The organism is Plantactinospora sp. DSM 117369 (genome assembly GCF_053764795.1).
In genome coordinates this window covers 5,165,057-5,190,785 of sequence record NZ_CM132446.1, presented here as the reverse complement: position 1 = coordinate 5,190,785, position 25,729 = coordinate 5,165,057, and the positions used below count along the sequence as shown (strand labels likewise).

The window sequence follows — 25,729 nt, the reverse complement described above, 5'->3', positions numbered from 1 at the left end:
CGGCCGCATCGGAGCCGGGCACAGCATAGCGGCCCGAGGGTCCCGGCACCGCCCCGCGCGACGGCCTCCCGGGCGGCGGCCCTCCCGTCCGGGAAGGCCGGATCTCCGCACGCCCGTCCCGCCCGGGCACCAACTGCGCCGGGCGGGACGGGCGACGGCGGCCGGTCGCCGGGTAGGCCGACCCGGCGCTCAGCTACCGGGGCGGGGGAACGCCACCGGGCTGCGGTGCCCGGCGGTGTCGACGGCGCGTACGCCGAAGAAGACGTTGTCCTTCGACAAGTCGATGGTGGTCGTGGTGACGTCGCCGACCGGGATCACGTGGGTCCACTCCGGCGCGGTGGTCTCCCGCCAGACGACCTCGTAACCGGCCAGGTCCGGTTCGGTGCCCCGGGTCCAGCGCAGCTCGGTGTCGTTGGTCAGGTTCGAGGTGACGATGGTGGCGCCCTTCGGCGTGCCGGGGGCCTGGGCCAGGGACCAGAGCGCCGCCGCGTTCACCTTGGCCACCCGGGTGATGTACTCGAAGTCGCAGAACTCCGGCAGGTCGCCGTACTGCTTGCCGTCGACCAGCCGGACGTCCTGGTGCTGGTGCGCGAAGTCCTCGTTCGGCTCGGTGAACCGGCCGGCCGGGTAGCCCTGCTCCAGGAACGAGATGTGGTCGCTGCCGCGCAGGTAGCGGTCCCGGCGGTAGATCACCCGGATCCGCATCCCGGTGCTGTCGTTGTCCGCCACGTCGCTGACGTACCGGGCGAGTTGCCGGCTCGGCGAGTCGTTCTCGCCGCCGACCGAGCGCCGGGTGTTGCCCTCGGCCGGCGTCTCGGCCGTCGGCACGCCCTCGGCGAAGAGCCGGAGCGTGCGCCGGTCCCGGGTGCCGTCGTCCGCCGTCGAACTCCCGACGATGTCGTCGCTGAACATGCCCTGCACGTCGGCGCCGGCCGCCTTGTACTGCCGCGCCATGTATCCCGAACCGTAGAGGCCCTGCTCCTCGCCGGCCACCGCGGCGAAGACGATGGTGGCCTCGCTGCGCCGGGTCGCCATGATCCGGGCGAGTTCCATCGCCACCGCCACCCCGGAGGCGTCGTCGTCGGCGCCCGGCGCGTCGCTGGTGGCGTCCATGACGTCCGTGCACCGGGAGTCGTAGTGCCCGGTCACCACGTAGATCCGCTCCGGCGAGGTCTCGCCGCGCAGCGTGGCGACCACGTTGGTGATCCGGGTCGGCACCGGGATCCGGGAGGCCGGCTCCTGGATGTACGACTGAAGTTCCACCGTCATCCGCCCGCCGGAGCGGGCCGCGTAACCCCGCATCTGCTCGTAGATCCAGTCCCGGGCGGCGCCGATCCCCCGGGCCGGGTCGTCCTGGCTGGAGAGGGTGTGCCGGGTGCCGAACTCGGCGAGCCGGCGGACGATCGCCTCGATCCGGCGCTGGTCGATCTCGCGGAGCAGTTCCCGCAGTTCCCGGTCCGGCGACTGGGGCCGGATCGGCCGACCGGGTCCGGACGGGCCGCCGCCGGTGCTGGCGGAGGCGGCCGGGGCGGTGGCGAGCGGAGCGGCGACCGTGGCGGCGGCGGCCGCGGTGACGGTGGCGGCGGACAGGAACGTACGGCGACTCGGCTTTGTGGGCCCGTCGCCTCGGGAGTCCTGGGATGTCATGCCAGGCATCGTCATCAATGCGAGCTGTGGCTGTCAACGGGCATGATCGTCTTTCTCGCCCGGTTCGCCGCCGTCGGCGACCCCTCTGGTCCGCCCGGCCCGCCCCGCCAGGTACCTCCACGGGTGGGTTTGCCCGCCGGATGGCCGGGAAGGGGCCTCTCATGACCAAACCGCGCGTTGTGATCGTCGGGGCCGGGTTCGCCGGCTACCACGCGGCCAAGAGCCTGTCCCGGATCGCCAACGGCCGGGCCGAGATCGTGCTGCTGAACCCGACCGACTTCTTCCTGTACCTCCCGTTGCTGCCCGAGGTGGCGGCCGGGATCCTGGAGCCGAGTCGGGTCTCGATCTCCCTCGCCGGCACCCTGGACGGGGTCCGGGTGGTGATCGGCGAGGCGAGGCACATCGACCTGGCCGCGAAGCGGGTCGACTACGCCGGCGTCGAGGGCGACCCCGGGCAGCTCGACTACGACCGGCTGATCATCTCGGTCGGCAGTGTCAACAAGCTGCTGCCGATCCCCGGGGTCACCGAGCACGCGCACGGCTTCCGGGGGCTGCCCGAGGCGCTCTACCTGCACGACCACGTGGTCAGCCAGATCGAGCTGGCCGAGGCGACCGACGACGAGGCGGAGCGGGACGCGCGTACCACCTTCGTGGTGGTCGGCGCCGGCTACACCGGTACGGAGGTGGCCGCGCACGGGCAGCTCTTCACCGACGCGCTGGCCGCCCAGCACCCCCGGCTCGGCGTACGGCCGCGCTGGATGCTGCTCGACCTCGCCGAGCGGGTACTGCCGGAACTCCACCAGCGGATGTCGCAGACCGCCCGCCGGGTGCTCGACGCCCGGGGCGTGGACGTGCGGATGGGCACCACGGTCAAGGAGGCGACGGCCGACGGGGTGCGGCTCAGCGACGGCGAGTACGTACCGACCCGCTCGCTGATCTGGTGCGTCGGCGTCCGCCCCGACCCGCTCGTGGCCGATCTGGGACTGCCCACCGAGAAGGGACGGCTGGTCGTCGACGAGTTCCTCAACGTGCCCGGCTTCCCCGACGTCTACGCCTGCGGGGACGCCGCCGCCGTACCCGACCTGACCCGGCCGGGCGAGTCGACGGCGATGACCGCCCAGCACGCCCAGCGGCAGGGGAAACTGGCGGCGCACAACGTCGCCGCCTCGTACGGGCAGGGCAAGCGCCGGCCGTACCGGCACCACGACCTCGGCTTCGTGGTGGACCTCGGCGGCACCGACGCGGCCGCGAACCCGGTGCAGGTACCGCTGTCCGGACTGCCGGCCAAGGCGGTCACCCGCGGCTACCACCTGATCGCGATGCCGGCGAACCGGGCTCGGGTCAGTGCCGACTGGCTGCTGGACGCCGCGTTCACCCGACAGGCGATCCAGCTCGGGCTGGTGCCGGCGAACGCCGTACCCCTGGAGAGCGCCTCTCCCGAGCTGCCGGCCCGCCGGTGAGCGGCGGGCCGGCGGGCGCGGTGCGCGTCACGGGCCGAAGCGAGGGCCGCTGGCCCGTTCCGGCGGCGGTGCGGCCATCCCGGCGCCGACCTCGTCGATCGCGTCGTCGATCTGGTGCGCCAGCGCCACGTCCGGCGCGGTCACCGCGTCCAGTGAACGCGTCCGGACGGTGAGCACCGCCGTCCCCGGCGACTCGCGGCCGACCGTCGGCCCCCGCCCGGTCTCCGGCCGCAGCCGGGCCAGCCGGCCCAGCACCCGGTCCAGGTTCTCCGGCGGCAGCTCGATGGTCCGGGTCAGCCTGCGGCGGTCCCCCGACCAGTAGGGGAGGGTCGCCAACGCGTCCCGCAGCTCGTCGTCGGTCAGCGCGGCGGTGGCACCGGCCGGGTCGACCAACCCGCCACCGGCCGGTGGCGGGCCGAGCAGGTCCCGCAGCTCCGGCGGCAGGTTCAGCGAGTCGATCAGCCCGCCGTCCTGTGCGGCGAGCGCGCTCAGCGTCGCCTGCGCCTGGTACCGGGCCTGTTCCGGGCTGCGATGGGTCAGCCGGGCCACCTCGTCGAGGAAGCCGGCCAGGTCGCGGCGCCGGTTGCCGGCGGCCAGCGAGCCGTCGTCGTGCAACTGGTTCGGTACGGCGGCGAGCAGCCGCTGCCGGTCGGCGGTGTCCAGCGCCCGGGCCAGCGTGACGACCGTGGCCCCGGCGGCCGCCCGGGCCTGTTCGAAGTCGACGCCGGCCCGGCGCCCGATGTCGGAGACGAGATCCCGGTACCCGATCACCGGAACGTCGGTGGTGGTCGTGCCGACCAGCTCGTCGGGGACCGGTTTGGGCCGCTCGGCCGGTGCCGGCGGCGGGGTGACCGGGCCACCGCGCTCGGCGTTCAGCTTGCGGCTCCCGGCCGGGGCGGGACCGTCCCGGCGCCCCCGGTCGAGGCTGCTGAGCTGCTTGTCCGCGCCGAAGGTCGCGCCGACCTCGCTCGGCCGCCGGCCCCGCTGACGGGCCTGCCGGGCCAGGGTACGGCGCCGCTGGTTGTCGCCCTCCATCTGCTTGCCGCTCATGCCGTCTCCTCGCTGCGCTCGTCGTCGTGAGCCCGAAGAGTTCGACCGGCCGATCGCCGATCCGGGCCCACCTCGGCTCGCTCCGCGTTTCGGCACCACCGGGCCGGGTCGGCCATGCGCCGGCCGACCGTACGCCCGCGGCGCGATCAACCGCCTTCCCGACCCCGCAGCGGCGAAACGCGCCGGGACCCGGGCCCCGGGATGCCGGGAGCTCACCCGGCCGGGGTGAGGCCGCCTCACCCGCCCGGCGCCGACGATCGGGTCGGCCCGTGAGACCCGCGTGCCGCCGGAGGAAGGTCACCATGAAGAGGATCGTCGAGATCGTCCCCGCCCGGCCGGGTTGGTACGCCCGCTGGCGGATCGCCCCGGACACGACCCGTTGCTACCCGGTGTCGCTCTGGGCGCTGCTGGAGGAGACCGACGAGGGCGGCCGGGAGGTCATCGGGGTGGACGCCGTCGGCCAGTGGCCCGGCTCCGAGGAGAACGAGACGGGCGGCGAGTTCGTCCGCTACCTGTTCCAGCCGCCGGACAGCGGCGCACCCGAGGATGCCGCCCGCCCCGACGAGTTGGGCGTGGAGCCGATCCGCCAGCCGGCCCGGCTCAAGGCCGTCTGAGCGGTTCAGAGCAGTTCGAGCGGTCGGGGTCCGTCGGGCGCCGGGAAGGTCCGGTCGAGTTCGGCGAGGTCCTCCTCGGTGAGGGTCAACTCGACGGCCGCGCGGTTCTCCCGGACGTGCTCCGGGCTGCTCGCCTTGGTCACGGTGCAGACCCCGTCCTGACCGAGTAGCCAGGCCAGTCCCACCTGTCCGGGCGTGGCGCCGTGCCGCCCGGCGACCCGGGCCAGCGCCGGGTGCCCGAGCATCCGGCCCCGCTCCAGCGGCGAGTACGCCATCACCGGCAGGCCGGCGGCGCGGCAACGGGGGAGGAGATCCCACTCGGCGCCCCGGCGGGTGAGGTTGTAGGGGATCTGATCGGTCTCCACGGCGGTACCGCCCGGGATGGCGGCCAGTTCGACCACCTCCGGTACGTCGAAGTTGCTCACCCCCCAGTGCCGAATCAGTCCCTGGGTGATCAGGCTGGTGAACGCTTCGACCGTCTCCGGCAGCGGTGCGTCGCCGCGCTGGTGCAGCAGGTACAGGTCGATCCGGTCGGTGCCGAGCCGCTCCAGGCTGCGGGCGCAGGCGTCGGCGGTCCCGGTGACGCCTGCGTGCTCCGAGGAGACCTTGCTGACCAGGAAGATCTCCTCGCGCCGGTCGCCGAGCGCCTCCCGGACCAGTTCCTCCGCGCCGCCGTCGGCGTACACCTCGGCGGTGTCGATCAGGGTGAGTCCGGCGTCCACCCCGGCGCGGAGCGCGGCTATCTCGTCGTCCCGCCGACGTGGGTCCTCCGCCATCCCCCAGGTGCCCTGGCCGAGGGCGGGAATCTCCTCGCCGGAGGGAAGTGTGACCGTGGGGACGCCCCGCTCCACCATGCCTGTTCTCCTTCCTGACCAGGCCGTACCCGGCTGCCGCCGGTGCGCGCCTTCCCCCGGCCATCCCCGGCAAACCGACCTCGCCGGCCGGTGGGGGGGAACGCGGCGACCGGGCCGCCCGGTACCGTCGGCCGGCACCGGGCCCTGGATGTAGGGCTCTGGGCGATGCGTATACTTGCCTGACTGCAAGTATTGGCTGCTGAGCGTACGGAGGCGGGTGTGGTTTTCTCCGTCAGGCACCTGGTGCACCCCAGGCTGGTGCGCCTCCACCTGGCCGGCGAACTGGACGTCACCACCGCGCCGAGGCTCGGCGCGGAGATTGACCAGTTGGTCGACGACGGGCACCATCGCCTGCTCGCCGACCTCGCGGAGCTGACCTTCTGCGACTCCAGCGGCCTGGCGGCGTTCGTCCGGGGAGACGACCGGGCAGGCTCCCGGGGCGGCTGGCTGCGGTTGACCGGTGCGACGGGGCGGGTCGAGCGGGTGTTGCGGATCAGCGGCCTGGACGACTTGCTCCGTTATGACCGGGAACAGCATGACCCGGCCGCATTGGGCGACCGTTGATCGGTTAGGGTTCGCACGCCGCGTCGACGGTCGACAGCTTGCCGGAGACCACACCGTAGGCTGGTCGCGGGCCGCCGCCGTTCCATCCCCACGACCAGAGGCAGGTATGCCGTGCACGCAGCCGAGCCGAACCCCGTACGCATCCTGGTCGTCGACGACGACCCGGGCGACGTCCTGATGATCGAGGAGGCGTTGGCCACCTCGGAGGTACCGAAGGCGATCGACGTGGTCGGCGACGGCCAGGAGGCGATGGAGTTCCTGCACCAGGAGGGGCGGCACCGCGAGGCTTCCCGGCCGGACATGATCCTGCTGGACCTGAACATGCCCCGAATGGACGGTCGGCAGGTGCTCAACCAGGTCAAGAGCGACGACAACCTGCGGACGATCCCGGTTGTCGTGTTGACCACGTCCAACGCCGACACGGACATCCTCGGCAGCTACAACCTGCGGGCCAACGCGTACGTCACCAAGCCGATCGACCTCGACGACTTCAACGACGTGATCCGGCGGATCGACGAGTTCTTCGGGCAGATCGTGGTGCTGCCGAAACGCCCCTGACCAGGGCACCGGCCGGGCGGGCTCGACGCCGGCCCGGGCGAGCCCGCCCGACATCCCGCTGGCCGTCCGGCGATACTCGCCCGGCCTACCGGCTCCATTTCCGATCATGCCCTGTCGGCGGCGTGCGTCGCCTTGTTACCGTCGGCGCCCAGCGGGATCGAGAGGAGCACGGGCGTTGGACGGGGCGACGGCGTACCTGGTGGCGGCGGCGGGTCTGCTGGTCGCGGCGGCGGGCGTGCTGGTGGCGGTGGTCGCGCTGCGTACCGCCCGGAAGCGGGCCGCCGGGCCGGCCGGGACACGGGTGACCGATCCGTTCCGGAGCGCCGACGACGACGCCGACGCGCTCCGCGGCGACCCGCGCACCATCAAGCCGGGCGACCTGGTGGAGATCCGGCACACCTCGTACGGAGTACGCGGCACGCTGCGGTTCCGGGAGGGCGCCTGGGGCTGGGCGGAGCACCTGCTCGACGACGCGCACGGCAGCAAGCTCTGGCTCTCGGTCGAGGAGGACCCCGACCTGGAACTGGTGCTCTGGACCGCGCTGCCGGACGCCGACATCAGCCCCGGCCCGGCCGAGCTGGAGGTCGGCGGCCGGCGGTACCGGCGGGACGAGTCGGGACGGGCCACCTTCACCTCGGCCGGTAGCACCGGACTGGACCCGACCGGCACGGTCCGCTACCACGACTACGTCGCCGCCGACGGCTCCCCGCTCTCCTTCGAGGCGTACGGCGACAGCGAGCGCTGGGAGGTCGGCACCGGCGAGCGGCTGCACCGGGCCGAGGTGCTGATCTATCCACAGGCGACGGAGAGCGCCGACGGGCCGGCGGCGGGGCGGATCGGCTGAACGATGCTGGTCACCCTGGACACCGCGTACGAGGACACCACCGCCGCCGAGCTGAGCCTCGCGCTGGACACCCCGGAACAGCCCGCGCTCCACCTGCTCGACCTGGGCCGGCTGACACACCTGGGCCGGCCCGCGACCCGGCTCCAGCTCCGGCTGCTCGGGGCCTCCCACCAGGTGGTGCTGGAGAGTCCCGGCGGCGGGCTGATCGAGACGGTGGCCTGCCTGCCCGGCCGGCGCCCCGAACTGCCGGCGACGCTGGCCGATCCGGCCACCGGCTACCGGTTCACCGCCGGGGTGCGGCGGCTGGCGCCGGGGCAGATGTCGGCCGCGACCGCCCGGCTGCGGCGTGACCTCGCCGACGACCCGTACGCGCTGATCGGCGTCTTTCCCGGCGGCCCGGACGCGATCACGGCGCTGCGGGTGGCGCACCGGACCGATCCGGGTGGTGCCGGGACCGGTCGGATCGGTTGGCGCACCTGGCACGCGTACCCGCAGAGCGGCGAACTGGTGGAGACGGAAACGGTGGTGACGGCGGTATGACGTACCGCAGGTGGTTCGTGGTCGGCGGCGCGTTCGCGCTGGTGGGCGTCCTGGTCGCCGGCTTCGCCATCTTCTACGGCAACTTCTCCCCGCGCGGCTACGTGCGGGACCGGTACGTCCGGGCGGCGGCACAGGACATCGGCGGGGACGCGACCGCGTACCGCTCGGACAAGTCGCCGAGCGTGGTGGCCGACGAGATCACCGGGGCGTGGCAGCCGGCCGACCAGTACGTCGACGCCAGCGGCGTCTACCTGCGCTACGACGAGGACTCGGTGGTGATCCTGCCGCTGGCCGGCGGCTCGCTGATCCTGCTGGAGCGCCTGGTCACCGCCTATCCCCGCTACTCCAGCACGGTCGGCAACGCCTGGGGCTGGGGACGCGGCAGCTCGGTCCGGGGCGGCGGCCCCGGCTCCGGCAAGTAACGGCGCCGGCAAGTAACGGGCGACGGCAAGTAATTCGGGGCGGCATTCCCTCGTCCCACCCCTCACCAGCACCCCCCACCTCCTCATCCCTCCGGAGCCTGATGTGTTGACGACCCTCGCCACCGACCTGCTGGCCACCCTCGCCTACGGGGCGGTCGGGCTCGTGCTGATGGCCGTCGGCTACCTGCTGGTCGACATGGCCACCCCGGGCCGGCTGCACGACCTGATCTGGGCCGACCGCAACCGCAACGCCGCGCTGCTGCTCGCCTCCAACCTGGCCGGGGTGGGCATCATCGTCACCACCGCGATCGTGGTCAGCCACGACGACTTCGTCGAGGGGATCGTGAGCTGCGCCGCGTACGGGCTGCTCGGGTTGCTGATCATGGCTGGGGCGTTCCTCCTGCTCGACCTGGCCACTCCGGGGCAGCTCGGCGAGATCCTGGTCGACCCGGAGCCACATCCGGCGGTCTGGGTCTCGGCGGTGGTGCACCTGTCGACCGGGGCCGTGATCGCGGCCGCGATCAGCTGATGGCCGCCGGCGGAAAGGGAGGCGGCGGGCGGAGCGGGAACGCGCGCTGGGTCGCCGCCGGGCGGGCGAAGGCGGCCGAGAAGACCGCCAAGCGACTCAAGATCGTCCTGGCGGTCGTCGTGAGCCTGGCCGTCGTGGGGTTCATCGTGCTCGGGGCGCTGGGCCCCGACGACGACAGCACGGTGGTGTCGCCGCCCGAGCGCGCCGAGCGGACCGACACCGTCACGCTGCTCCGGCGGGCGCACACGACGCAGCAGATCTGCTACGGCTGGCGGCTGCGGAGCGGCCGAGCGTCGTACCAGGCCACACCGGTGAGCGTCGGCTCCAACCTCGGCGACAACGTCGCGGTGGACAGCGATCCGACCCGCTGCCCCCGCTGGGTGGAGATCGACGCGGCGGTCTGGTACACCTCGGCGAGCAGCGAGTCGAACGACAGCGCCTCGTACCGGGTGAGCAGCTCCTCGGACCTGGCACACATCGACTTCGACCGGGGTCTTCAGCGGCTCGGCGTCGACCCCGACCGGTTCGTCGACGATCCCGGCTGGGCGGTCTGCCAGGCAGCGGTCCTGTTGCCGCTGCTGGTCTCGGAGACCGGCTCCGGCTCGGCGGCCCGGGCCCCGGGCACGTCGGCTGCCGCGACGGCACCGTCGCCGCTGCCCGATCCCGGAAACGACCTCTGGCGCGACCGCTGGATTCTCCTGCTCGGTGCCGCCGGGCTCTTCCTGCTCACCGCCCTCTTCCTGGCGATCGGCGTGTTCGAGCGCCGGCACCAGGATCCGCCGCCGGTCGCGTCCGCCACCGACCCGAGCCCGGGCGCCGGCAGCGCGGCCGTACCCCGGAAGGGCCGCCGCAGCCGCGGTCGAAGCCGATGACCGAGACGCGTCTGAACCCCGCTGCGGGGCCGGAGACCGCGCCGAGCGTGCCGGCGGGCAAGCCACGGCGGCGGGCGGCCCGGGCGGCGGTGCTCGGCGCGGTCTTCGTCTGCGCCGCTTGCGGCCTGGTCTACGAACTGGCCCTGGTGGCGCTCGGCAGCTACCTGATCGGGGACACCGTCGGCCAGGCGTCGATCGTGCTCGGCGTGATGGTCTTCGCGATGGGCATCGGGGCGCTGGTCGCCAAGCCGTTCCAGCACCGGGCCGCCGCCGCGTTCGCGGTCGTCGAACTCGCCCTCGCGCTCTTCGGCGGACTCTCGGTGCTCGGGCTCTACGCCGCCTTCGCCTGGCTCGACCTCTACGCGCCGGCCCTGGTCGGCACCGCCCTGCTGCTCGGGCTGCTGATCGGGGCGGAGATTCCGCTGCTGATGGTGCTGTTGCAGCGGATCCGGGAACAGTCCGCCGGCAGCGCCGTCGCCGACCTGTTCGCCGCCGACTACGTCGGCGCGCTGCTCGGCGGCCTCGCCTTCCCGTTCCTGCTGATGCCCTTCTTCGGCCAGCTCCGCGGCGTGCTGGTGGTCGGGGTGGTGAACGCGCTGGCCGGGCTGGCGCTGGTCGGCACGGTCTTCCGGCGGGAGTTGACCGCCCGGGTCCGGGTCGCGCTGGCCGCCGGCACCGTCGCGGTCGGCCTCGTCCTCGGGTACGCCTACCTGAGCGCCGCCGACTTCGAGGTGACCGCCCGGCAGCAGCTCTACCGGGACCCGGTGGTGCACGCCGAGCGCAGCGCGTACCAGGAGATCGTGCTGACCCGGTCCGTGCCGCTGGTCTCGCAGGGCGTCACCGACCTGCGGCTCTATCTCAACGGGGACCTCCAGTTCAGCTCGGTCGACGAGTACCGCTACCACGAGGCGCTGGTGCATCCGGCACTCGCCGGCAGCCGGCGCTCGGTACTGGTCCTCGGCGGCGGCGACGGGCTGGCCGTACGGGAGCTGCTGCGCTATCCCGACGTCGGCTCGGTGACCGTGGTGGAGCTGGATCCGGCGGTGGTCCGGCTGGCCCGGACCGAGCCGCAACTGCGGGCGCTGAACCGGGACGCCTTCGCCGACCCCCGGGTCCGGATCGTCAACGCCGACGCCTTCGGCTGGCTGCGCGGCCAGCCGGCCCGGTTCGACGCGGTGGTGGTGGACCTGCCGGACCCGGACGAGACGGCGACCGCGAAGCTCTATTCGGTGGAGTTCTACTCGCTGGTCCGGGCGGTGGTCGCCGACCGGGGACGGGTGGTGGTGCAGGCCGGTTCGCCGTACTTCGCGCCCCGCTCGTACTGGTGCGTCGAGGCATCGCTGCGGTCGGCCGGGTTCGGCACGCTGCCGTACCACGTCGACGTGCCCTCGTTCGGCGACTGGGGGTTCCTGCTCGCCGCCCCGGGACCGGCCGCACCGGCGCTGCGGCTGCCGGCCGAGGTACCCGCACTGCGCTACCTGGACGCCGGGACGCTGCGGGCCGCCACGAACTTTCCGCCGGACCGGCACCGGCTGGAGCTGCCGCCGTCCACCCTGCTGCACCCCCGGGTGCTGGAGTACGCCCGCGCGGAGTGGCGCCGCTACTGAGCCGGTCCGGCGTGCCGTTCAGACCAGTGCGCCGACCACGGTCCCGGCCCGCCCCTCGTGCTGGGCGTACGCGTCGGGGAACGCGGAGACCTGCACCGCCTGTGCGGCGGCGGTCACGCTCATCTCCTGCCAGCCGGGGATCTGGAGCAGGGCCGCGTAGAACTGCTCGGCCGCGTACGCCGGGCGCATCAGGTCCGCGACGGTGCCCCAGCCGGAGCTGGGCCGCTGCTGGAACAGCCCGACCGAGTCATGGTCGTAGCCGACGCCCTGGTTGGGGTAGTCCAGCGATTCCGGCAGTACGCCGCTGGCCAGGTTGTAGAGGTTGCTCTCCTGCATGGCGGTGGCGATCGCCACCACCAGCCCGCGGCGCGGGATGTCCATCTTCACCCCGACCTGGACGATGGTGTGCGCGTTGTCCATCTGTGCCTGGGTGAGCCCGGCGACCGGGGTTGGCCGGCTGGGTTTCTTGCTGGCCCGGGCGACCTTGGTCCGGGCCACCGTCGGCCGGGCGGTCGGCGTGGTGGAGGGGGTGGCGGTCGGGGGCGGGGTCGGCGCGGGCGCTCGTTCGGTGGCCCGGGAGGCGGGCTGGCGTTCGGCGCTGGCGGCGCGCTCGGCGAGCAGGTTGCCCGGGGCCGGGTCGACCGGTGTGGTCGCGGCCCGCGACTCGACGAAGACCACCGCGCCGAGGCAGCAGGCCACCGCGGCGACCGAGCCGATCCGGACCGGGCCGGACGAGAGCAGTGCCCGGGTCCGGCGTAGCCGGCGCGGCGCCGCAGCCCGGTGCCGGCCGGTTACCTGGTCGGTGGAGTCGACATCGGCCGAACGGTCAGCCGGCGCCCCGGTGTCCTGTCCACGATCAGTGTGTTCCGTGTGATGCACCCGCCGAGGTTAGGTAACGCCGAGCTGAATGGGGCGGGTCGGTTCGGTGGTCTGCGCCACACTTTTGCCTGGTCAACCGGGCAGTCGTCGGCACCGGAGGCCGACTGCGGCGGGACCGGACAGATGTGGCATGTCCGTCTTGTCGCGGCGGCCGTGCCGGTCGGGCACGCTTCGCCTCCGCCGCCCGGGCCGGCGTCGAAGATCGCTTGGTTCGGTCGTTCGTCCAGTTCCGCTGGCCCGGTCGGGCCCGTCCGGAGTTGGCCCGAATGGTCGGGCGGTCGACTGCGGCTCCGATACGATGCTGTCGGTGGCGGAGAGCAAGATCAAGCCGGCGGATGGCGGGCCGGCCGGGCGGGGGCGGCGCCGCGGCATGCTGATCCTGGTCGCGGCAGCACTGCTGACCGCGCTGATGGCCGGCCACCGGTTGATTCCCAACGTGCGCGGCCTGGGCAGCCTGGTGGACAGCGGCGCACCCTTCCTCGGCCTCGGAGTTCCGCTGCTGGTGCTCGCCGCCGTGCTGCGCCGGTCCCGGATCGCGCTGGCCGGGGCGCTGGTGCCGGCCCTGCTCTGGGCGGTGCTCTTCGGCACGGCGTGGCTTCCCGGCGGCGGTGGCGGGTCGGTGCGGCTACGGGTGGCCAGCCAGAACCTGCGGGCCGGCAACCCCGACCCGGCCGGCACGGTGGCCAGCCTGGCCGATACCGAGGCCGACCTGATCGGGTTGCAGGAGGTCTCCGGCGACACCCGTACTCCGGTCGCCGGGACGCTGGCCGGGCGCTACCCGTACCGGGCGGCCGTCTCCACGGTCGCGCTCTGGAGCAGGTTCCCGATCCGCGAGGACGTCGGCGTCGACACCGGGTTGGCCTGGACCCGCGCGCTGCGGGCGGTGGTGGCCGCACCCGGCGGCGACGTGGTCGTCTACGTCGTACATCTCGGCTCGGCCCGGGCCGGGGACACCGGCACCCGGGACCGCACGGTGACCGCGCTCGCCACCCGGATCCGGCAGGACCCGGCCGAGCGGCTGATCGTGCTCGGCGACCTGAACACCGCCACCACCGACCGCATGATCGAGCCGCTGACCGAACTGCTCAACGACGCCCAGGCGGACGCCGGGCGGGGACCGGGCTTCACCTGGCCGGCCGCCCTGCCGCTGACCCGTCCCGACCACGTGCTCTACCGGGGGCTCACCGCGGCGTACGCCCGGGTCGTCCGCACTCCGGCCAGCGACCACCGGGCGGTGACCGCCGGCTTCCGGTAGCCGCCGCCCGCCAGCGGGGCGGATCAGCGGCGGCCGGGGTCGGCCGGGGTGACGGTGAGGGTGTGCCGGCCGCCGTCGCTGGAGAACGGCCAGAGCCGGTCGGCGTACCGGGCCAGGTCGGTGAGCTGGTCGCGGTTCAGCCCGACCGAGGCGATGCTGGCCCGTACGTCGGCCCGGTAGAGCCCGTCGGCGTCCCGGGCGAGCCGGGCCTGGGCGCGGACCTGGACGGTGTGCGCCTCGTCGGTGATGCCGGTGGCCGCCTCGACCGCCGCGTGGTGCAGGCAGGAGGCGAACGCCGCCGCGAGCAACTGCTCGGGGGCGAGCCCGGTGCAGTGCGGCGCCAACGGCGAAGCCAGGGTGGTGGAGAGTTCACCGTCGTCGGTACGCAGCCGACCCCCCTCGGCCGTCGCGGTGGCCTCGTGCACCCAGGCTTCCGATTCCGGCATCCCGCACCCCTCCCCGTGTGGCTCCCCGGCCGGGCTACCCGGCACGGCCGCCGGGAAACCCGCAGCTCAGCCGGGCAGCCGTCAAGATCACGTCAAGAACTGCCCCGGCGGCGTAGCCGACGTGTCAGAACCGGTCACCCCGCCCCGATCCGTGGGGTTACCTGAATCGGGCGGCCGAGACCGGTCGCCTGGACGCGCGTGCTGGAGAGGACGTTCGGTGATCGACGTCGTGTTCGTGGTGCTGACGCTGGGGCTCTTCGCGGCCCTGGCCCTGCTCGCCCGGGCGGTGGAGCGGCTGTGAGCGTGGTCAATCTCATCGGCCTGGTGCTCGCGGCCGGGCTGGCCGTCTTCCTGTTGTTCGCACTCCTTTTCCCGGAGCGTTTCTAGATGAGTACGACGACCGCGGGCATCATCCTCCTCGTCTCGCTCGCCGTGGTGCTGGTGGCGCTCTACAAGCCCTTCGGCGACTACCTGTACCGGGTAGTCTCCGGAACCCGGCACTCCCGGCTGGAGCGGGGCATCTACCGTCTGATCGGCGTGGACGCCAAGGCCGAGCAGTCCTGGGGGACGTACGCCCGCAGCGTATTGGCGTTCTCCCTGGTCTCCCTGCTCTTCCTCTACGCCTTCCTGCGGTTGCAGGACAAGCTGTGGCTCTCGCTCGGCTTCGACCCGGTCACCGACCACATCGCCTGGAACACCGCCGTCAGCTTCGTGACGAACACGAACTGGCAGGCGTACTCGGGTGAGTCGACCATGGGGCACCTGGTGCAGATGGCCGGGCTGGCCGTACAGAACTTCGTCTCCGCCGCCGTGGGCGTCGCGGTGGCGGTGGCCCTGGTCCGGGGCTTCGCCCGGAGCCGCACCGACCAACTCGGCAACTTCTGGGTCGACCTGGTCCGGATCACCCTGCGGGTGCTGCTGCCGATCGCGGTGCTCGGCGCCATCGTGCTGATGATCGGCGGGGTGGTGCAGAACCTCTCCGGCGGCACCGACGTGGCCACGGTGGCCGGCGGCACCCAGACCATCACCGGCGGCCCGGTCGCCTCGCAAGAGGTGATCAAGGAACTCGGCACCAACGGCGGCGGCTTCTACAACGTCAACAGCGCCCACCCGTTCGAGAACCCGACCACCTGGACCAACTGGTTCGAGCTGCTGCTGATCCTGGTGATCCCGTTCAGCCTGCCCCGGGTCTTCGGCCGGATGGTCGGGCAGAACCGGCAGGGCTATGCGATCGTCGCGGTGATGGCGATCCTGGCGATCGTCAGCGTCACCCTGACCAACGTCTTCGAGCTGACCGGCGGCGGTACGGTGCCGCAGGCGGTGGGGGCGGCGATGGAGGGCAAGGAGGCCCGGTTCGGGGTCTCCAACTCGGCGACCTTCGCCGCGGTCACCACGCTCACCTCGACCGGTGCGGTGAACTCGTTCCACGACTCGTTCACCCCGCTGGGCGGGATGATGCCGCTGGTCAACATGATGCTGGGCGAGGTCGCCCCGGGCGGTGTCGGCGCCGGCCTGTACGGCATGCTGGTCCTCGCCGTGATCACGGTCTTCGTGGCCGGCCTGATGGTGGGGCGCACCCCGGAGTACGTCGGCAAGAAGATCGGCGCCCGGGAGATCAAGTTCGCCTCGCTGTACTTCCTGATCACCCCGATGCTGGTGCTGATCGGCACGGCGGCGGCCTTTGCCACCGGCAACAACTCCACGGCCCTGAACGTCGGCCCGCATGGCCTCTCCGAGGTGCTGTACGCCTTCACCTCGGCGAGCAACAACAATGGCTCGGCGTTCGCCGGGATCACGGTGAACACCCCCTGGTGGGACACCGCCCTCGGGCTCTGCATGCTGCTCGGCCGGTTCCTACCGATCATCTTCGTGCTCGGCCTGGCCGGCTCGCTGGCCCGGCAGAAGCCGGTGCCCGCCTCGGAGGGAACGCTGCCGACGCACCGGCCGCTCTTCGTCGGGATGCTCGCCGGCGTGACGGTGATCCTGGTGGCGCTGACCTTCCTACCCGCGCTGGCGCTCGGCCCGCTGGCCGAAGGGTTGTGAGCGCGATGAGAGTTCTGAACGACATGGTGAGGAAAGGGAAGATGACTGTCAGCCCGGTGGTGCCCGCCCCCTCTGGTGGGCTGCCGTCCTCCGGCCGCGAAAGCGGTGGCCGGGTCGGCGGTGGGCTGTTGGATCCCCGGCAGCTCGTCCGCTCACTGCCGGACGCGTTCCGCAAGCTCAACCCGGTGACGCTGTGGCGCAACCCGGTAATGTTGATCGTGGAGGTCGGCGCGGTCTTCACCACCGCGCTGGCCGTCGCCGACCCGACCGGCTTCGCCTGGGCGATCACCGTCTGGCTCTGGCTGACCGTGCTCTTCGCCAACCTGGCCGAGGCGGTCGCCGAGGGCCGGGGCAAGGCGCAGGCGGCGACGCTGCGCCAGGCGAAGCGGGACACGGTCGCGACCCGGCTGACCGGCTGGTCGCCCGGGACGAAGCCGGGCGCGTACCGCGACGAGGCGGTCGCCGCCACCGAGCTGCGGCATGGCGACATCGTGCTGGTCGAGGCCGGACAGATCATCCCCGGTGACGGTGACGTGGTCGAGGGGATCGCCAGCGTGGACGAGTCGGCGATCACCGGCGAGTCCGCCCCGGTGATCCGGGAGTCCGGCGGCGACCGCAGCGCGGTCACCGGCGGCACCAGGGTGCTCTCCGACCGGATCGTCGTGCGGATCACCCAGCAGCCGGGACAGAGCTTCATCGACCGGATGATCGCCCTGGTGGAGGGGGCGAACCGGCAGAAGACCCCGAACGAGATCGCGCTGAACATCCTGCTCGCGGCGCTGACCGTCATCTTCCTGATGGCGGTGGTGACGCTCCAGCCGTTGGCGATCTTCTCCAAGGGCTTCCAGGGCGCGGCGCCGGACACCGCGGCGATCAACGCCGACGGGGTCACCGGGATCGTGCTGGTCTCGCTGCTGGTCTGCCTGATCCCGACCACCATCGGCGCGCTGCTCTCCGCGATCGGCATCGCCGGGATGGACCGGCTGGTCCAGCGCAACGTGCTGGCGATGAGCGGCCGGGCGGTCGAGGCCGCCGGTGACGTCAACACGCTGCTGCTGGACAAGACCGGCACCATCACCCTCGGCAACCGGCAGGCGGCGGAGTTCGTCCCGGTCGACGGGGTCACCGCCGAGCAGGTCGCGGACGCGGCCCAGCTTTCCAGCCTGGCCGACGAGACCCCGGAGGGGCGCTCGGTGGTGGTGCTGGCCAAGAACGCGTACGGGCTGCGGGAGCGGGAGCCGGGGCTGATCCCGCACGCCACCTTCGTACCGTTCACCGCGCAGACCCGGATGTCCGGCGTCGACCTGACCCCGGACGCGACCGTCGACGGGGGAGCCGGCGGGCCGGCCCGGCGGGTCCGCAAGGGCGCCGCCGCCGCGGTGATGAAGTGGGTCCGGGACAACGGCGGGCATCCGACCGACCAGGTCGGGGACATCGTCGACGGTATCAGCGGCGGCGGGGGTACCCCGCTGGTGGTGGCCGAGCACGTCGACGGCGAACCGGCCCGCACCCTCGGAGTGATCCACCTCAAGGACGTGGTCAAGTCCGGCATGCGGGAGCGGTTCGCCGAGATGCGCCGGATGGGCATCCGGACCGTGATGATCACCGGTGACAACCCGCGTACCGCGAAGGCGATCGCGGACGAGGCCGGGGTCGACGACTTCCTCGCCGAGGCCACCCCGGAGGACAAGCTCGCGCTGATCAAGCGGGAGCAGGAGGGCGGCCGGCTGGTCGCGATGACCGGTGACGGCACCAACGACGCCCCGGCGCTGGCCCAGGCCGACGTCGGGGTGGCGATGAACACCGGCACCACGGCGGCCAAAGAGGCCGGCAACATGGTCGACCTCGACTCCGACCCGACCAAGCTGATCGAGATCGTGGAGATCGGCAAGCAGTTGCTGATCACCCGGGGCGCGTTGACGACCTTCTCGATCGCCAACGACATCGCCAAGTACTTCGCGATCATCCCGGCGATGTTCGCCGGGATCTATCCCAGCCTGGACGCGCTGAACATCATGCGGCTGTCCAGCCCGGAATCGGCGATCCTCGCCGCGGTGGTGTTCAACGCGATCGTCATCGTGGTGCTGATCCCGCTCGCCCTGCGCGGTGTCCGCTACCGGCCCAGCAGCGCCAGCAAGCTGCTGACCCGCAACCTCTGGCTCTACGGCCTCGGCGGCATCGTCGCACCGTTCGTCGGCATCAAAATCCTCGACCTTCTCATCTCGCTCATCCCAGGGATCTCGTGATGCGCCTACCCACCTGGCTCTCCCAACACCTGGCCGCGTTCCGGGCCGTGCTGGTCTTCACCGCGCTGCTCGGGCTGGCCTACCCGCTGGTCATGGTCGGGGTCGGGCAGATTCCCGGCCTGCACGACCGGGCCGAGGGCTCGCTGGTCCGCAGCGCCGACGGCGCCGTCGTCGGCAGCGGCCTGATCGGCCAGTCCTTCACCGACGCGGACGGCAACCCCATCCCGCGGTACTTCCAGAGCCGCCCGTCGGCGGCCGGCGACGGCTACGACCCCACCGCCACCGCCGCCAGCAACCTGGGGCCGGAGAGCGTCGAGGACATCCTGCCGGTGCCCGGCGCGGTCGACGCCGAGGGCAACCCGGACGAGGGTACCCAGAGCCTGCTCACCCAGGTCTGCGCCCGTAGCAAGGCGGCCGGGGAACTCGACGGGGTGGACGGCCGGCGCCCGTTCTGCACCCCGGACGGGGTCGGTGCGGTGCTGCGGGTCTTCCACCGCGACGGCCTGACCGGCCCGGTGACCCGGGCGGTCAGCGTCAACCAGCCCTGCCCGGCCACCCCGTTCCTGGCCAGCTTCGGCGGCGTGCCCGTGGAGTGCGCCGTACCCGGGCAGGACTACTCCGGTGGGCTGATCACCCCGATCCGGGGCGACGCACCCGCCGAGCCGGCGGTACCGGCCGACGCGGTCACCGCCAGCGGCAGCGGCCTCGACCCGCACATCAGCCCGGCGTACGCGTCGATCCAGGTCGCCCGGGTCGCCCGGGAGCGGCACACCAGCCCGGACCAGGTACGCCGGCTGGTCGAGGAGCACACCGACGGGCGGGGGCTCGGCTTCCTCGGCGAGCCCCGGGTCAACGTGCTGGAACTCAACCTCGCCCTGGACCGCGAGCTCCCGGCCGGCGGCTGATCGGCACCGGGCGGCCCCGACAGATAAGGCAGGATCAGCAGCGTGGCACGCGGGCAACTGCGCATCTACCTCGGGGCCGCCCCGGGGGTCGGCAAGACGTACGCGATGTTGGAGGAGGCGCACCGCCGGGCGGCGCGCGGCACGGACGTGGTCGTGGGTCTGGTCGAGACCCACGGCCGCCGGCACACCGCCGCGATGCTCGGCGACCTGCCGGCGATTCCCCGGAAGACGATCCGCTACCGGGACAGCGATTTCACCGAGATGGACGTCGACGCCGTCCTGGCCCGCCGGCCCGAGGTCGCGGTCGTCGACGAGCTGGCCCACACCAACGTGCCCGGGTCGCGCAACGGCAAGCGCTGGCAGGACATCCAGGAACTGCTGGACGCCGGCATCGACGTACTCTCCACGGTCAACGTCCAGCACCTGGAGTCGCTCAACGACGTCGTCGCGCAGATCACCGGGGTGACCCAGCAGGAGACCGTGCCGGACGGCGTCGTACGCGGTGCCGAGCAGGTCGAACTGGTCGACATGACCCCGGAGGCGCTGCGCCGGCGGATGGCGCACGGCAACATCTACCACCCGGACAAGGTCGACGCGGCGCTGGCCAACTACTTCCGGATCGGCAACCTCACCGCGCTGCGCGAACTCGCCCTACTCTGGCTGGCCGACAAGGTCGAGGACCAGCTCGACCGGTACCGGGCCGACCAGGGCATCGCCGCCACCTGGGAGACCCGGGAACGGGTGGTGGTCGGGCTCACCGGCGGGCCGGAGGGCGACACGCTGATCCGCCGGGCGGCCCGGATCGCGGCCCGGGGCCGGGGCGCCGAGCTGATGGCGATCCACGTCGCCCGCAGCGACGGGCTGCGCGGCGCCGACCCGACCACGCTGGAGCGGCAGCGGATGCTGGTGGAGCGGCTGGGCGGCACCTACCACCAGGCGATCGGCACCGACATCCCGACCGCGCTGCTCGACTTCGCCCGAGGGGTCAACGCCACCCAGATCGTGCTCGGGGCCAGCCGCCGAGGCCGGTTCGCCCAGATCCTCTCCCGGGGCGTCGGGGCCACCACCACCGCGCTCTCCGGGCCGATCGACGTCCACCTGGTCACGCACGAGCAGGCCGGTCGGGGCCGGCTGGTGACGCCGCCGGCCGCGCTGTCCCGGCGGCGGCGCCTGATCGGCCTCGGCCTGACCGTCGTCGGCATCCCGCTGCTGACGTACCTGCTCTGGCTGCTCGCCGACGAGCTGTCGCTCAGCAGCGACCTGCTGCTCTTCCTCGCCGCCGTGATCGGGATCGCCCTGGTCGGCGGCTGGTGGCCGGCGCTGCTCGCCGCGCTGCTCAGCTCGCTGCTGATCAACTTCTTCTTCACCCCGCCGCTGCACCGGTTCACCATCGCCGAGACCGAGAACCTGCTGGCGCTGGTGGTCTTCCTGCTGGTCGCCGCCGCGGTCAGCGGGGTGGTGGACGTGGCCGCCCGGCGTACCCGGGAGGCGGCCCGGGCCAGCGCGGAGGCGCAACTGCTCGGCGCGGTCGCCGGCAGCGTGGTCCGGGGCGCCCGGCCGGTGACCGCGCTGCTGGAGCGGCTGCGCGAGACCTACGGGCTGGGCTCGGTCACCCTGCTGGAACGCTCCCCAGGCGCGCCGGAGAGCCCGGACCGGCAACGGGACCCGCGCGCCTGGCGGGTCGCCGCGAACGTCGGCGCCGAGCCCTGCGGTACCCCGGCTGCCGGCGACGTGGAGGTGGGCGTCGACGACGACCTCAGCCTGGTGTTGCGCGGCCGGGTGCTGCCGGCGGCCGATCGGCGCATCGTCGAGGCGTTCGCCGCGCAGGCCGCCGTGGCGCTCCGGCAGGAACGGCTGGCCGAGGAGGCGGCGGCGGCCAAGCCGATCGCCGAGGCGGACCGGCTGCGTACCGCACTGCTGGCGGCGGTCAGCCACGACCTGCGTACCCCGCTCGCCTCGGCGAAGGCGGCGGTGACCAGCCTGCGCAGCGCCGACGTCGAGTTCGACCCGGGTGACCGGGAGGAGTTGCTGGCCACCGCCGAGGAGTCGCTGGACCGGCTGACCCGGCTGGTGGCGAACCTGCTGGACATGAGCCGGCTCCAGGCCGGAGCGCTGGGGCTGCGCCCGGCGCTGCTCGGCCTGGAGGACGTGGTGCCGTCGGCCCTGGACGAGCTGGGCGAGCTGGCCCGCCGGGTCCGGGTCAGCCTGCCGGCGCACCTGCCGGCGGTCCGCTCCGATCCGGGCCTGCTGGAACGGGTACTGGTCAACCTGGTCGCCAACGCGCTGCGGTTCAGCCCGGCGGACCGGCCACCGGCGGTCACCGCCAGCGAGCACGGTGGCTTCGTCGAGTTGCGGGTGGTGGACCAGGGCCCGGGGCTGCCGCGCGAGCAGTGGGAGCGGGCCTTCCTGCCGTTCCAGCGGCAGGGCGATCGGGGCAACCACGCCGGGATCGGGCTGGGACTGGCGCTGTCCCGGGGGTTGGCCGAGGCGATGGGTGGCAGCCTGGAGCCGGAGGAGACCCCGGGTGGCGGATTGACCATGGTGCTGCGGCTACCCGTGGCGGACGACGAGGGGGCCAGGTGACCCGGGTACTGGTGGTGGACGACGAACCGCAGATCCTCCGCGCGCTGCGGATCAACCTGCGGGCCCGGCGGTACGACGTCGAGGTCGCCGGGGACGGCGCGGCCGCGCTGCGGCTGGCGGCCAGCCACCGTCCCGACATCGTGGTGCTCGACCTCGGCCTGCCGGACATGGACGGGGTGCAGGTGATCCGGGGGCTGCGCGGCTGGACCAACGTGCCGATCATCGTGCTTTCGGGCCGGGCCGGCAGCCAGGACAAGGTGGCGGCGCTGGACGCCGGTGCCGACGACTACGTCACCAAGCCGTTCGGGGTGGACGAACTGCTGGCCCGGGTCCGCGCGGTGACCCGACGGGCCGCCGGAGCCGGCGAGGAGGTGTCGGCGGTGGAGATCGGCCGGCACACCGTGGACCTCAGCGCGCACGCGGTACGCGCCGCCGACGGCGCCGAGGTGCGGCTCACCCCGACCGAGTGGCACCTGCTGGAGATCCTGGTACGCAACCCGGGCCGGCTGGTCAGCCAGCGTCAACTGCTGCACGACGTCTGGGGCCCGCAGTACCAGTCGGAGACGAACTACCTGCGGCAGTACATGGCGCAGTTGCGCCGGAAGCTGGAGGACGACCCGTCCCGGCCCCGGCACCTGCTCACCGAGCCGGGGATGGGCTACCGCTTCCAGCCGTGACGTCAACCGGGGCGGCGGACCCGGCCTGCCGTGCCGGATCAGCCCGGCTCGTCCTCATCGGCTCGGGTCGGATGCGCCCGACGGTGCTCTCTCGGCCAAGCCAAGACCTCGGACTTGCGCCCTATCGACCGCAGTCTCGCCGGAACGTCCATCCGGTACCGGGCCGGGCAATGGAAGATCAACGACAGCAGCTACCCAGCTGTGGCATGTCGGCGCAGTGTTGGTGGTCGATTCGTTGATAGCAGTGCGGCGGGAGCGGCCGGAGGCTGACGATGGAGTTGCGGGTGCTGGGGCAGGTGCAGATCCAAGTAGCTGATCGCGTGGTGGCGGTCGGGCCGCCGCAGCAGTGCGCGGTGCTGGCGGCGCTGGCCATCGACGCGGGCCGGCCGATGTCCGTCGACGTCCTGGTGGACCGGGTGTGGGGCCCGGTCGCACCGCCGGGAGCACGCCGGACGCTGCATACCTATGTCACCCGGATCCGGCGCCTGCTGGAGCGCTCCGACACCGCGGACAACCGGTCTGAGCGGCTGGTGCTCCGTACCGCCGCGGGATATGTCCTCGACATCGACCGTCTTCGGGTGGACCTGCACCGGTTTCGTGACCTGGTGGCTCGGGCGCGTGAGTCGCGCTGCGCCGGGGACCGGCGGGCCGCGATGTTGCGCGAGGCCCTGGATCTCTGGCGTGGAGAGCCCCTCACCGGCCTCACCGGGCGGTGGGTGGAGCGGACGCGCGAGAGGTGCCGGCAGCAGTATCTCGATGCGGTCCTGGCGTGGGCCCAGGCCGAGCTGCAGGTCGGCAACCCGACCGTCGTCGTCGGACCGTTGACCGACCTGCTCGACGAGTACCCGCTCGTGGAGCCGCTGACCGCCGCTCTGATGCGGGCCCTGCACGCCACCGGCCGCGACGCGGAGGCCCTGGACCGGTACGCCGCGACCCGCCAGCGGCTGGCCGACGACCTCGGCGTCGACCCCGGGGCGGCACTACGGGGACTGCACGTCGCGATCCTGCGCGGGGAACTCGATCGGGCCGCACCCGCGCCGCTTGCGGTGGCGGCGCCGGACCGGCGGGTGCCGGCGCAACTGCCTCCCGACGTGTACGGGTTCGCCGGCCGCAGCAATGAGCTGGATCAGCTCGACACCATCCTGGACGCGGCCGCCGAGCAGCCCACCGCGGTGGTCATCTCGGCGTTGTCCGGCACGGCCGGAGTGGGCAAGACCGCGCTGGCGGTGCACTGGGCGCATCGGGTGGCCGACCGGTTCGGCGATGGCCAGTTGTACGTGAACCTGCGCGGGTTCGACCCGGGCGGCTCGGTGATGAATCCGGCGGAGGCGGTGCGCGGGTTTCTGGACGCGTTCGCGGTACCGCCGCAGCAGATCCCGGCCGGCCTGGACGCCCAGATCGGCCTCTACCGCAGCCTGCTGGCCGGGCGGCGGGTGCTGGTCGTGCTGGACAATGTCCGGGACGCCGACCAGGTCCGCCCACTGCTACCCGGCGCACCGGGTTGCCTGGTGGTGGTGACCAGCCGGAACCAACTGTCCGGCCTGGTCGCCGCCGAAGGCGCCCGCCCCATCGCGCTGGATCTACTCTCGGTCGACGAGGCGCGGCAACTGCTGACCCGCCGCCTCGGAGCGGCCCGGGTGGCGGTCGAACTGCCGGCCGTCGACGAGATCATCGCCCGGTGCGCGCGGCTGCCGCTGGCGCTGGCGATCGTGGCGGCCCGCGCAGCCATCGATCCGAGACTGCCGCTCGCAACGTTGGCAGGTGAACTGCGCGACGCCCGGGGCAGCCTGGACGCGTTCGCCGGCGCCGACGCGGCGATCGACGCGCGGTCCGTGTTCTCCTGGTCGTACCGTGCGCTCAGCCCCGGCGCGGCGAGGCTGTTCCGGTTGCTCGGGGTGCACCCTGGCCCGGACATCGGCCTGCCCGCCGCCGCCAGCCTCGGCGGCAGCCCACCCGCACACGTGGGACCGCTGTTGGCCGAACTCACCCGCGCTCACCTCGTCGCCAAGCAGGCTCCAGGCCGGTTCGCCTTCCACGACCTGCTGCGCGCCTATGCGGCCGAACTCGCCCACGCCCTCGACGACGAGGACGACCGGAACGCGGCGGTGCACCGGGTGCTCGACCACTACCTGCACACCGCGCACCGCGCCGCCCGGCTGCTGGACCCGCACCGCGACCTGATCACGCTGGCCGACGTCCATCCCGGTACGACGGCCGAGGAACTCGTCGACGAAGCCGGGGCGACGGCGTGGTTCAACGCCGAGCACGCGGTGCTGCTCGAGGTTGTCCGGCTGGCCGCCCAGGCCGGATTCGGCACCCACACCTGGCAGCTGACCTGGACCCTCACCGATTTCTTCGACCGGGGCGGACACTGGCAGGACCAGATCACCGCCCATACAGCCGCGCTCGCGGCCGCGCGGCGCCTGGCCAACCGCACCGGTCAGGCGTACGCCCACCGGGGTCTCGCCCGCGCCTACGCCCGCCAGGGGCGGGAGGACGACGCGTACACCCACTACCGGGAGGCGCTGGCGCTGTTCCGTGAGTTGGGCGATCACACCGGCCAGGCGTACACGCACCGTGGCTTGGCCTGGGTGTACGAGCAGAAGGGGCGCTGCGGGGAGGCGCTGCGCCACGCCCAACGAGCACTCGACCTGTACCGGACCGCCGGCCACCGGGGCGGGCAGGCCAGGGCGCTGAACTCGGTCGGCTGGTTCCACACGCTGCTCGGCGACCACCAGCAGGCGCTGACTCACTGCCAGCAGGCCATCGTCCTGCATCAGGAGATCGGGGACCGTCCCGGTGAGGCCGACACCTGGGACAGCCTCGGCTACGCCCATCACCAACTCGGCGACCACCACCAGGCCGCAGCCTGCTACCAGCACGCCCTCGACCTGATCCGGAGCTTCGGCGACCGCTACTCCGAGGCTGCCGTCCTCAACCATCTCGGCGACACCCGCCGGGCAGCGGGTGACATCGACGAGTCCCGCCGGATCTGGCAGCGCACCCTGGACATCCTCGACCAGCTCGGACATCCCGAGGCCGAGCAGGTCCGCGCCAAGCTCACCGGCTGACGATCCCGGCCACGCCCGCGGCCGTCAACAATCCGTTGAGAACTCGACCCACAGCCCTGCCGG

Annotated in this window: 23 protein-coding genes; 18 read left to right on the top strand and 5 right to left on the bottom strand. The window is 72.9% G+C overall.

Annotated elements, in window-relative coordinates; genetic code table 11:
- Positions 1-189: 189 nt before the first annotated feature.
- Complete coding sequence (locus ACSMXO_RS22625; protein WP_455413658.1) at positions 190-1,647, bottom strand: M20/M25/M40 family metallo-hydrolase; 1,458 nt, start codon at positions 1,645-1,647, stop codon at positions 190-192.
- A gap of 161 nt (positions 1,648-1,808) precedes the next feature.
- Here ACSMXO_RS22625 and ACSMXO_RS22620 point away from each other — a divergent pair, with 161 nt between their 5' ends.
- Complete coding sequence (locus ACSMXO_RS22620; protein ID WP_455413657.1) at positions 1,809-3,107, top strand: NAD(P)/FAD-dependent oxidoreductase; 1,299 nt, start codon at positions 1,809-1,811, stop codon at positions 3,105-3,107.
- Positions 3,108-3,134: 27 nt separating this feature from the next.
- Here the strand turns inward: ACSMXO_RS22620 and ACSMXO_RS22615 are convergent, their stop codons facing one another.
- Positions 3,135-4,157: a DUF2267 domain-containing protein gene (locus tag ACSMXO_RS22615; RefSeq protein ID WP_346262776.1), complete on the bottom strand. Its 1,023-nt coding sequence runs from the start codon at positions 4,155-4,157 to the stop codon at positions 3,135-3,137.
- Positions 4,158-4,459: 302 nt separating this feature from the next.
- Between ACSMXO_RS22615 and ACSMXO_RS22610 the strand changes: the two genes are divergently transcribed.
- Complete coding sequence (locus ACSMXO_RS22610) at positions 4,460-4,771, top strand: hypothetical protein (RefSeq protein WP_346262775.1); 312 nt, start codon at positions 4,460-4,462, stop codon at positions 4,769-4,771.
- 5 nt (positions 4,772-4,776) lie between these two features.
- Here ACSMXO_RS22610 and ACSMXO_RS22605 read toward each other — a convergent pair whose 3' ends face one another.
- Positions 4,777-5,625, bottom strand: a complete 849-nt coding sequence (locus ACSMXO_RS22605) for an aldo/keto reductase (protein ID WP_346262774.1) — start codon at positions 5,623-5,625, stop codon at positions 4,777-4,779.
- A gap of 219 nt (positions 5,626-5,844) precedes the next feature.
- Here ACSMXO_RS22605 and ACSMXO_RS22600 point away from each other — a divergent pair, with 219 nt between their 5' ends.
- The 8 genes from ACSMXO_RS22600 (at position 5,845) to ACSMXO_RS22565 (ending at position 11,561) form a co-directional block, all read left to right on the top strand.
- Positions 5,845-6,189 carry an STAS domain-containing protein gene (locus tag ACSMXO_RS22600; RefSeq protein WP_455413656.1) on the top strand — a complete coding sequence of 115 codons (345 nt, stop codon included), beginning with the start codon at positions 5,845-5,847 and terminating at the stop codon, positions 6,187-6,189.
- Positions 6,190-6,300: 111 nt separating this feature from the next.
- On the top strand, positions 6,301-6,747 hold the full coding sequence (locus ACSMXO_RS22595; protein ID WP_346262772.1) for a response regulator: 447 nt from the start codon (positions 6,301-6,303) through the stop codon (positions 6,745-6,747).
- 175 nt (positions 6,748-6,922) lie between these two features.
- A complete protein-coding gene (locus ACSMXO_RS22590) occupies positions 6,923-7,591 on the top strand; it encodes a DUF4178 domain-containing protein (RefSeq protein WP_455413655.1) in 669 nt (222 codons plus the stop codon).
- Between the two features lie 3 nt (positions 7,592-7,594).
- Positions 7,595-8,131 carry a DUF2617 family protein gene (locus tag ACSMXO_RS22585; protein ID WP_346262770.1) on the top strand — a complete coding sequence of 179 codons (537 nt, stop codon included), beginning with the start codon at positions 7,595-7,597 and terminating at the stop codon, positions 8,129-8,131.
- Complete coding sequence (locus tag ACSMXO_RS22580) at positions 8,128-8,553, top strand: DUF4247 domain-containing protein (RefSeq protein WP_455413654.1); 426 nt, start codon at positions 8,128-8,130, stop codon at positions 8,551-8,553. Before ACSMXO_RS22585 ends, ACSMXO_RS22580 begins: the two co-directional genes overlap by 4 nt.
- 106 nt (positions 8,554-8,659) lie before the next feature.
- Entirely contained in the window at positions 8,660-9,082 is a 423-nt protein-coding gene (locus ACSMXO_RS22575; protein WP_346262768.1) for a DUF350 domain-containing protein, read from the top strand.
- Positions 9,082-9,954 carry a hypothetical protein gene (locus ACSMXO_RS22570; RefSeq protein ID WP_455413653.1) on the top strand — a complete coding sequence of 291 codons (873 nt, stop codon included), beginning with the start codon at positions 9,082-9,084 and terminating at the stop codon, positions 9,952-9,954. Before ACSMXO_RS22575 ends, ACSMXO_RS22570 begins: the two co-directional genes overlap by 1 nt.
- Positions 9,951-11,561, top strand: coding sequence for a polyamine aminopropyltransferase (locus ACSMXO_RS22565; RefSeq protein ID WP_455413652.1), 1,611 nt, complete (start codon positions 9,951-9,953; stop codon positions 11,559-11,561). Before ACSMXO_RS22570 ends, ACSMXO_RS22565 begins: the two co-directional genes overlap by 4 nt.
- 18 nt (positions 11,562-11,579) lie before the next feature.
- On the opposite strand, the gene ACSMXO_RS22560 is transcribed toward ACSMXO_RS22565, so the two are convergent.
- On the bottom strand, positions 11,580-12,440 hold the full coding sequence (locus ACSMXO_RS22560) for a hypothetical protein (RefSeq protein ID WP_455413651.1): 861 nt from the start codon (positions 12,438-12,440) through the stop codon (positions 11,580-11,582).
- Positions 12,441-12,747: 307 nt separating this feature from the next.
- Here ACSMXO_RS22560 and ACSMXO_RS22555 point away from each other — a divergent pair, with 307 nt between their 5' ends.
- Positions 12,748-13,695 carry an endonuclease/exonuclease/phosphatase family protein gene (locus tag ACSMXO_RS22555; RefSeq protein ID WP_455413650.1) on the top strand — a complete coding sequence of 316 codons (948 nt, stop codon included), beginning with the start codon at positions 12,748-12,750 and terminating at the stop codon, positions 13,693-13,695.
- 23 nt (positions 13,696-13,718) lie between these two features.
- Here ACSMXO_RS22555 and ACSMXO_RS22550 read toward each other — a convergent pair whose 3' ends face one another.
- A complete protein-coding gene (locus ACSMXO_RS22550) occupies positions 13,719-14,141 on the bottom strand; it encodes an OsmC family protein (RefSeq protein WP_346262763.1) in 423 nt (140 codons plus the stop codon).
- Positions 14,142-14,438: 297 nt separating this feature from the next.
- Here ACSMXO_RS22550 and kdpF point away from each other — a divergent pair, with 297 nt between their 5' ends.
- From kdpF to ACSMXO_RS22515, 7 genes are all read left to right on the top strand, one after another.
- Positions 14,439-14,528, top strand: coding sequence for a K(+)-transporting ATPase subunit F (kdpF, locus tag ACSMXO_RS22545; protein WP_346262762.1), 90 nt, complete (start codon positions 14,439-14,441; stop codon positions 14,526-14,528).
- Positions 14,529-16,184, top strand: coding sequence for a potassium-transporting ATPase subunit KdpA (kdpA, locus tag ACSMXO_RS22540; protein ID WP_455413649.1), 1,656 nt, complete (start codon positions 14,529-14,531; stop codon positions 16,182-16,184).
- Positions 16,185-16,225: 41 nt separating this feature from the next.
- Positions 16,226-18,430 (top strand): potassium-transporting ATPase subunit KdpB, encoded by a 2,205-nt coding sequence (kdpB, locus tag ACSMXO_RS22535; protein WP_455413648.1) that lies wholly within the window; start codon positions 16,226-16,228, stop codon positions 18,428-18,430.
- Positions 18,430-19,335: a potassium-transporting ATPase subunit C gene (locus tag ACSMXO_RS22530; RefSeq protein ID WP_455413647.1), complete on the top strand. Its 906-nt coding sequence runs from the start codon at positions 18,430-18,432 to the stop codon at positions 19,333-19,335. Before kdpB ends, ACSMXO_RS22530 begins: the two co-directional genes overlap by 1 nt.
- Positions 19,336-19,377: 42 nt before the next feature.
- Complete coding sequence (locus ACSMXO_RS22525; RefSeq protein WP_455413646.1) at positions 19,378-21,918, top strand: DUF4118 domain-containing protein; 2,541 nt, start codon at positions 19,378-19,380, stop codon at positions 21,916-21,918.
- On the top strand, positions 21,915-22,595 hold the full coding sequence (locus ACSMXO_RS22520) for a response regulator (protein ID WP_455413645.1): 681 nt from the start codon (positions 21,915-21,917) through the stop codon (positions 22,593-22,595). Before ACSMXO_RS22525 ends, ACSMXO_RS22520 begins: the two co-directional genes overlap by 4 nt.
- Before the next feature lie 272 nt (positions 22,596-22,867).
- Complete coding sequence (locus ACSMXO_RS22515; protein WP_455413644.1) at positions 22,868-25,666, top strand: tetratricopeptide repeat protein; 2,799 nt, start codon at positions 22,868-22,870, stop codon at positions 25,664-25,666.
- The last annotated feature ends 63 nt before the right edge of the window (positions 25,667-25,729 follow it).

Coding starts and splice junctions, on each gene's coding strand:
- ACSMXO_RS22625 (WP_455413658.1), bottom strand. CDS start 1,647: ATGACATCCCAGGACTCCCGAGGCGACGGGCCCACAAAGCCGAGTCGC.
- ACSMXO_RS22620 (WP_455413657.1), top strand. CDS start 1,809: ATGACCAAACCGCGCGTTGTGATCGTCGGGGCCGGGTTCGCCGGCTAC.
- ACSMXO_RS22615 (WP_346262776.1), bottom strand. CDS start 4,157: ATGAGCGGCAAGCAGATGGAGGGCGACAACCAGCGGCGCCGTACCCTG.
- ACSMXO_RS22610 (WP_346262775.1), top strand. CDS start 4,460: ATGAAGAGGATCGTCGAGATCGTCCCCGCCCGGCCGGGTTGGTACGCC.
- ACSMXO_RS22605 (WP_346262774.1), bottom strand. CDS start 5,625: ATGGTGGAGCGGGGCGTCCCCACGGTCACACTTCCCTCCGGCGAGGAG.
- ACSMXO_RS22585 (WP_346262770.1), top strand. CDS start 7,595: ATGCTGGTCACCCTGGACACCGCGTACGAGGACACCACCGCCGCCGAG.
- ACSMXO_RS22580 (WP_455413654.1), top strand. CDS start 8,128: ATGACGTACCGCAGGTGGTTCGTGGTCGGCGGCGCGTTCGCGCTGGTG.
- ACSMXO_RS22570 (WP_455413653.1), top strand. CDS start 9,082: ATGGCCGCCGGCGGAAAGGGAGGCGGCGGGCGGAGCGGGAACGCGCGC.
- ACSMXO_RS22565 (WP_455413652.1), top strand. CDS start 9,951: ATGACCGAGACGCGTCTGAACCCCGCTGCGGGGCCGGAGACCGCGCCG.
- ACSMXO_RS22550 (WP_346262763.1), bottom strand. CDS start 14,141: ATGCCGGAATCGGAAGCCTGGGTGCACGAGGCCACCGCGACGGCCGAG.
- kdpA (WP_455413649.1), top strand. CDS start 14,529: ATGAGTACGACGACCGCGGGCATCATCCTCCTCGTCTCGCTCGCCGTG.
- kdpB (WP_455413648.1), top strand. CDS start 16,226: ATGACTGTCAGCCCGGTGGTGCCCGCCCCCTCTGGTGGGCTGCCGTCC.
- ACSMXO_RS22530 (WP_455413647.1), top strand. CDS start 18,430: ATGCGCCTACCCACCTGGCTCTCCCAACACCTGGCCGCGTTCCGGGCC.
- ACSMXO_RS22515 (WP_455413644.1), top strand. CDS start 22,868: ATGGAGTTGCGGGTGCTGGGGCAGGTGCAGATCCAAGTAGCTGATCGC.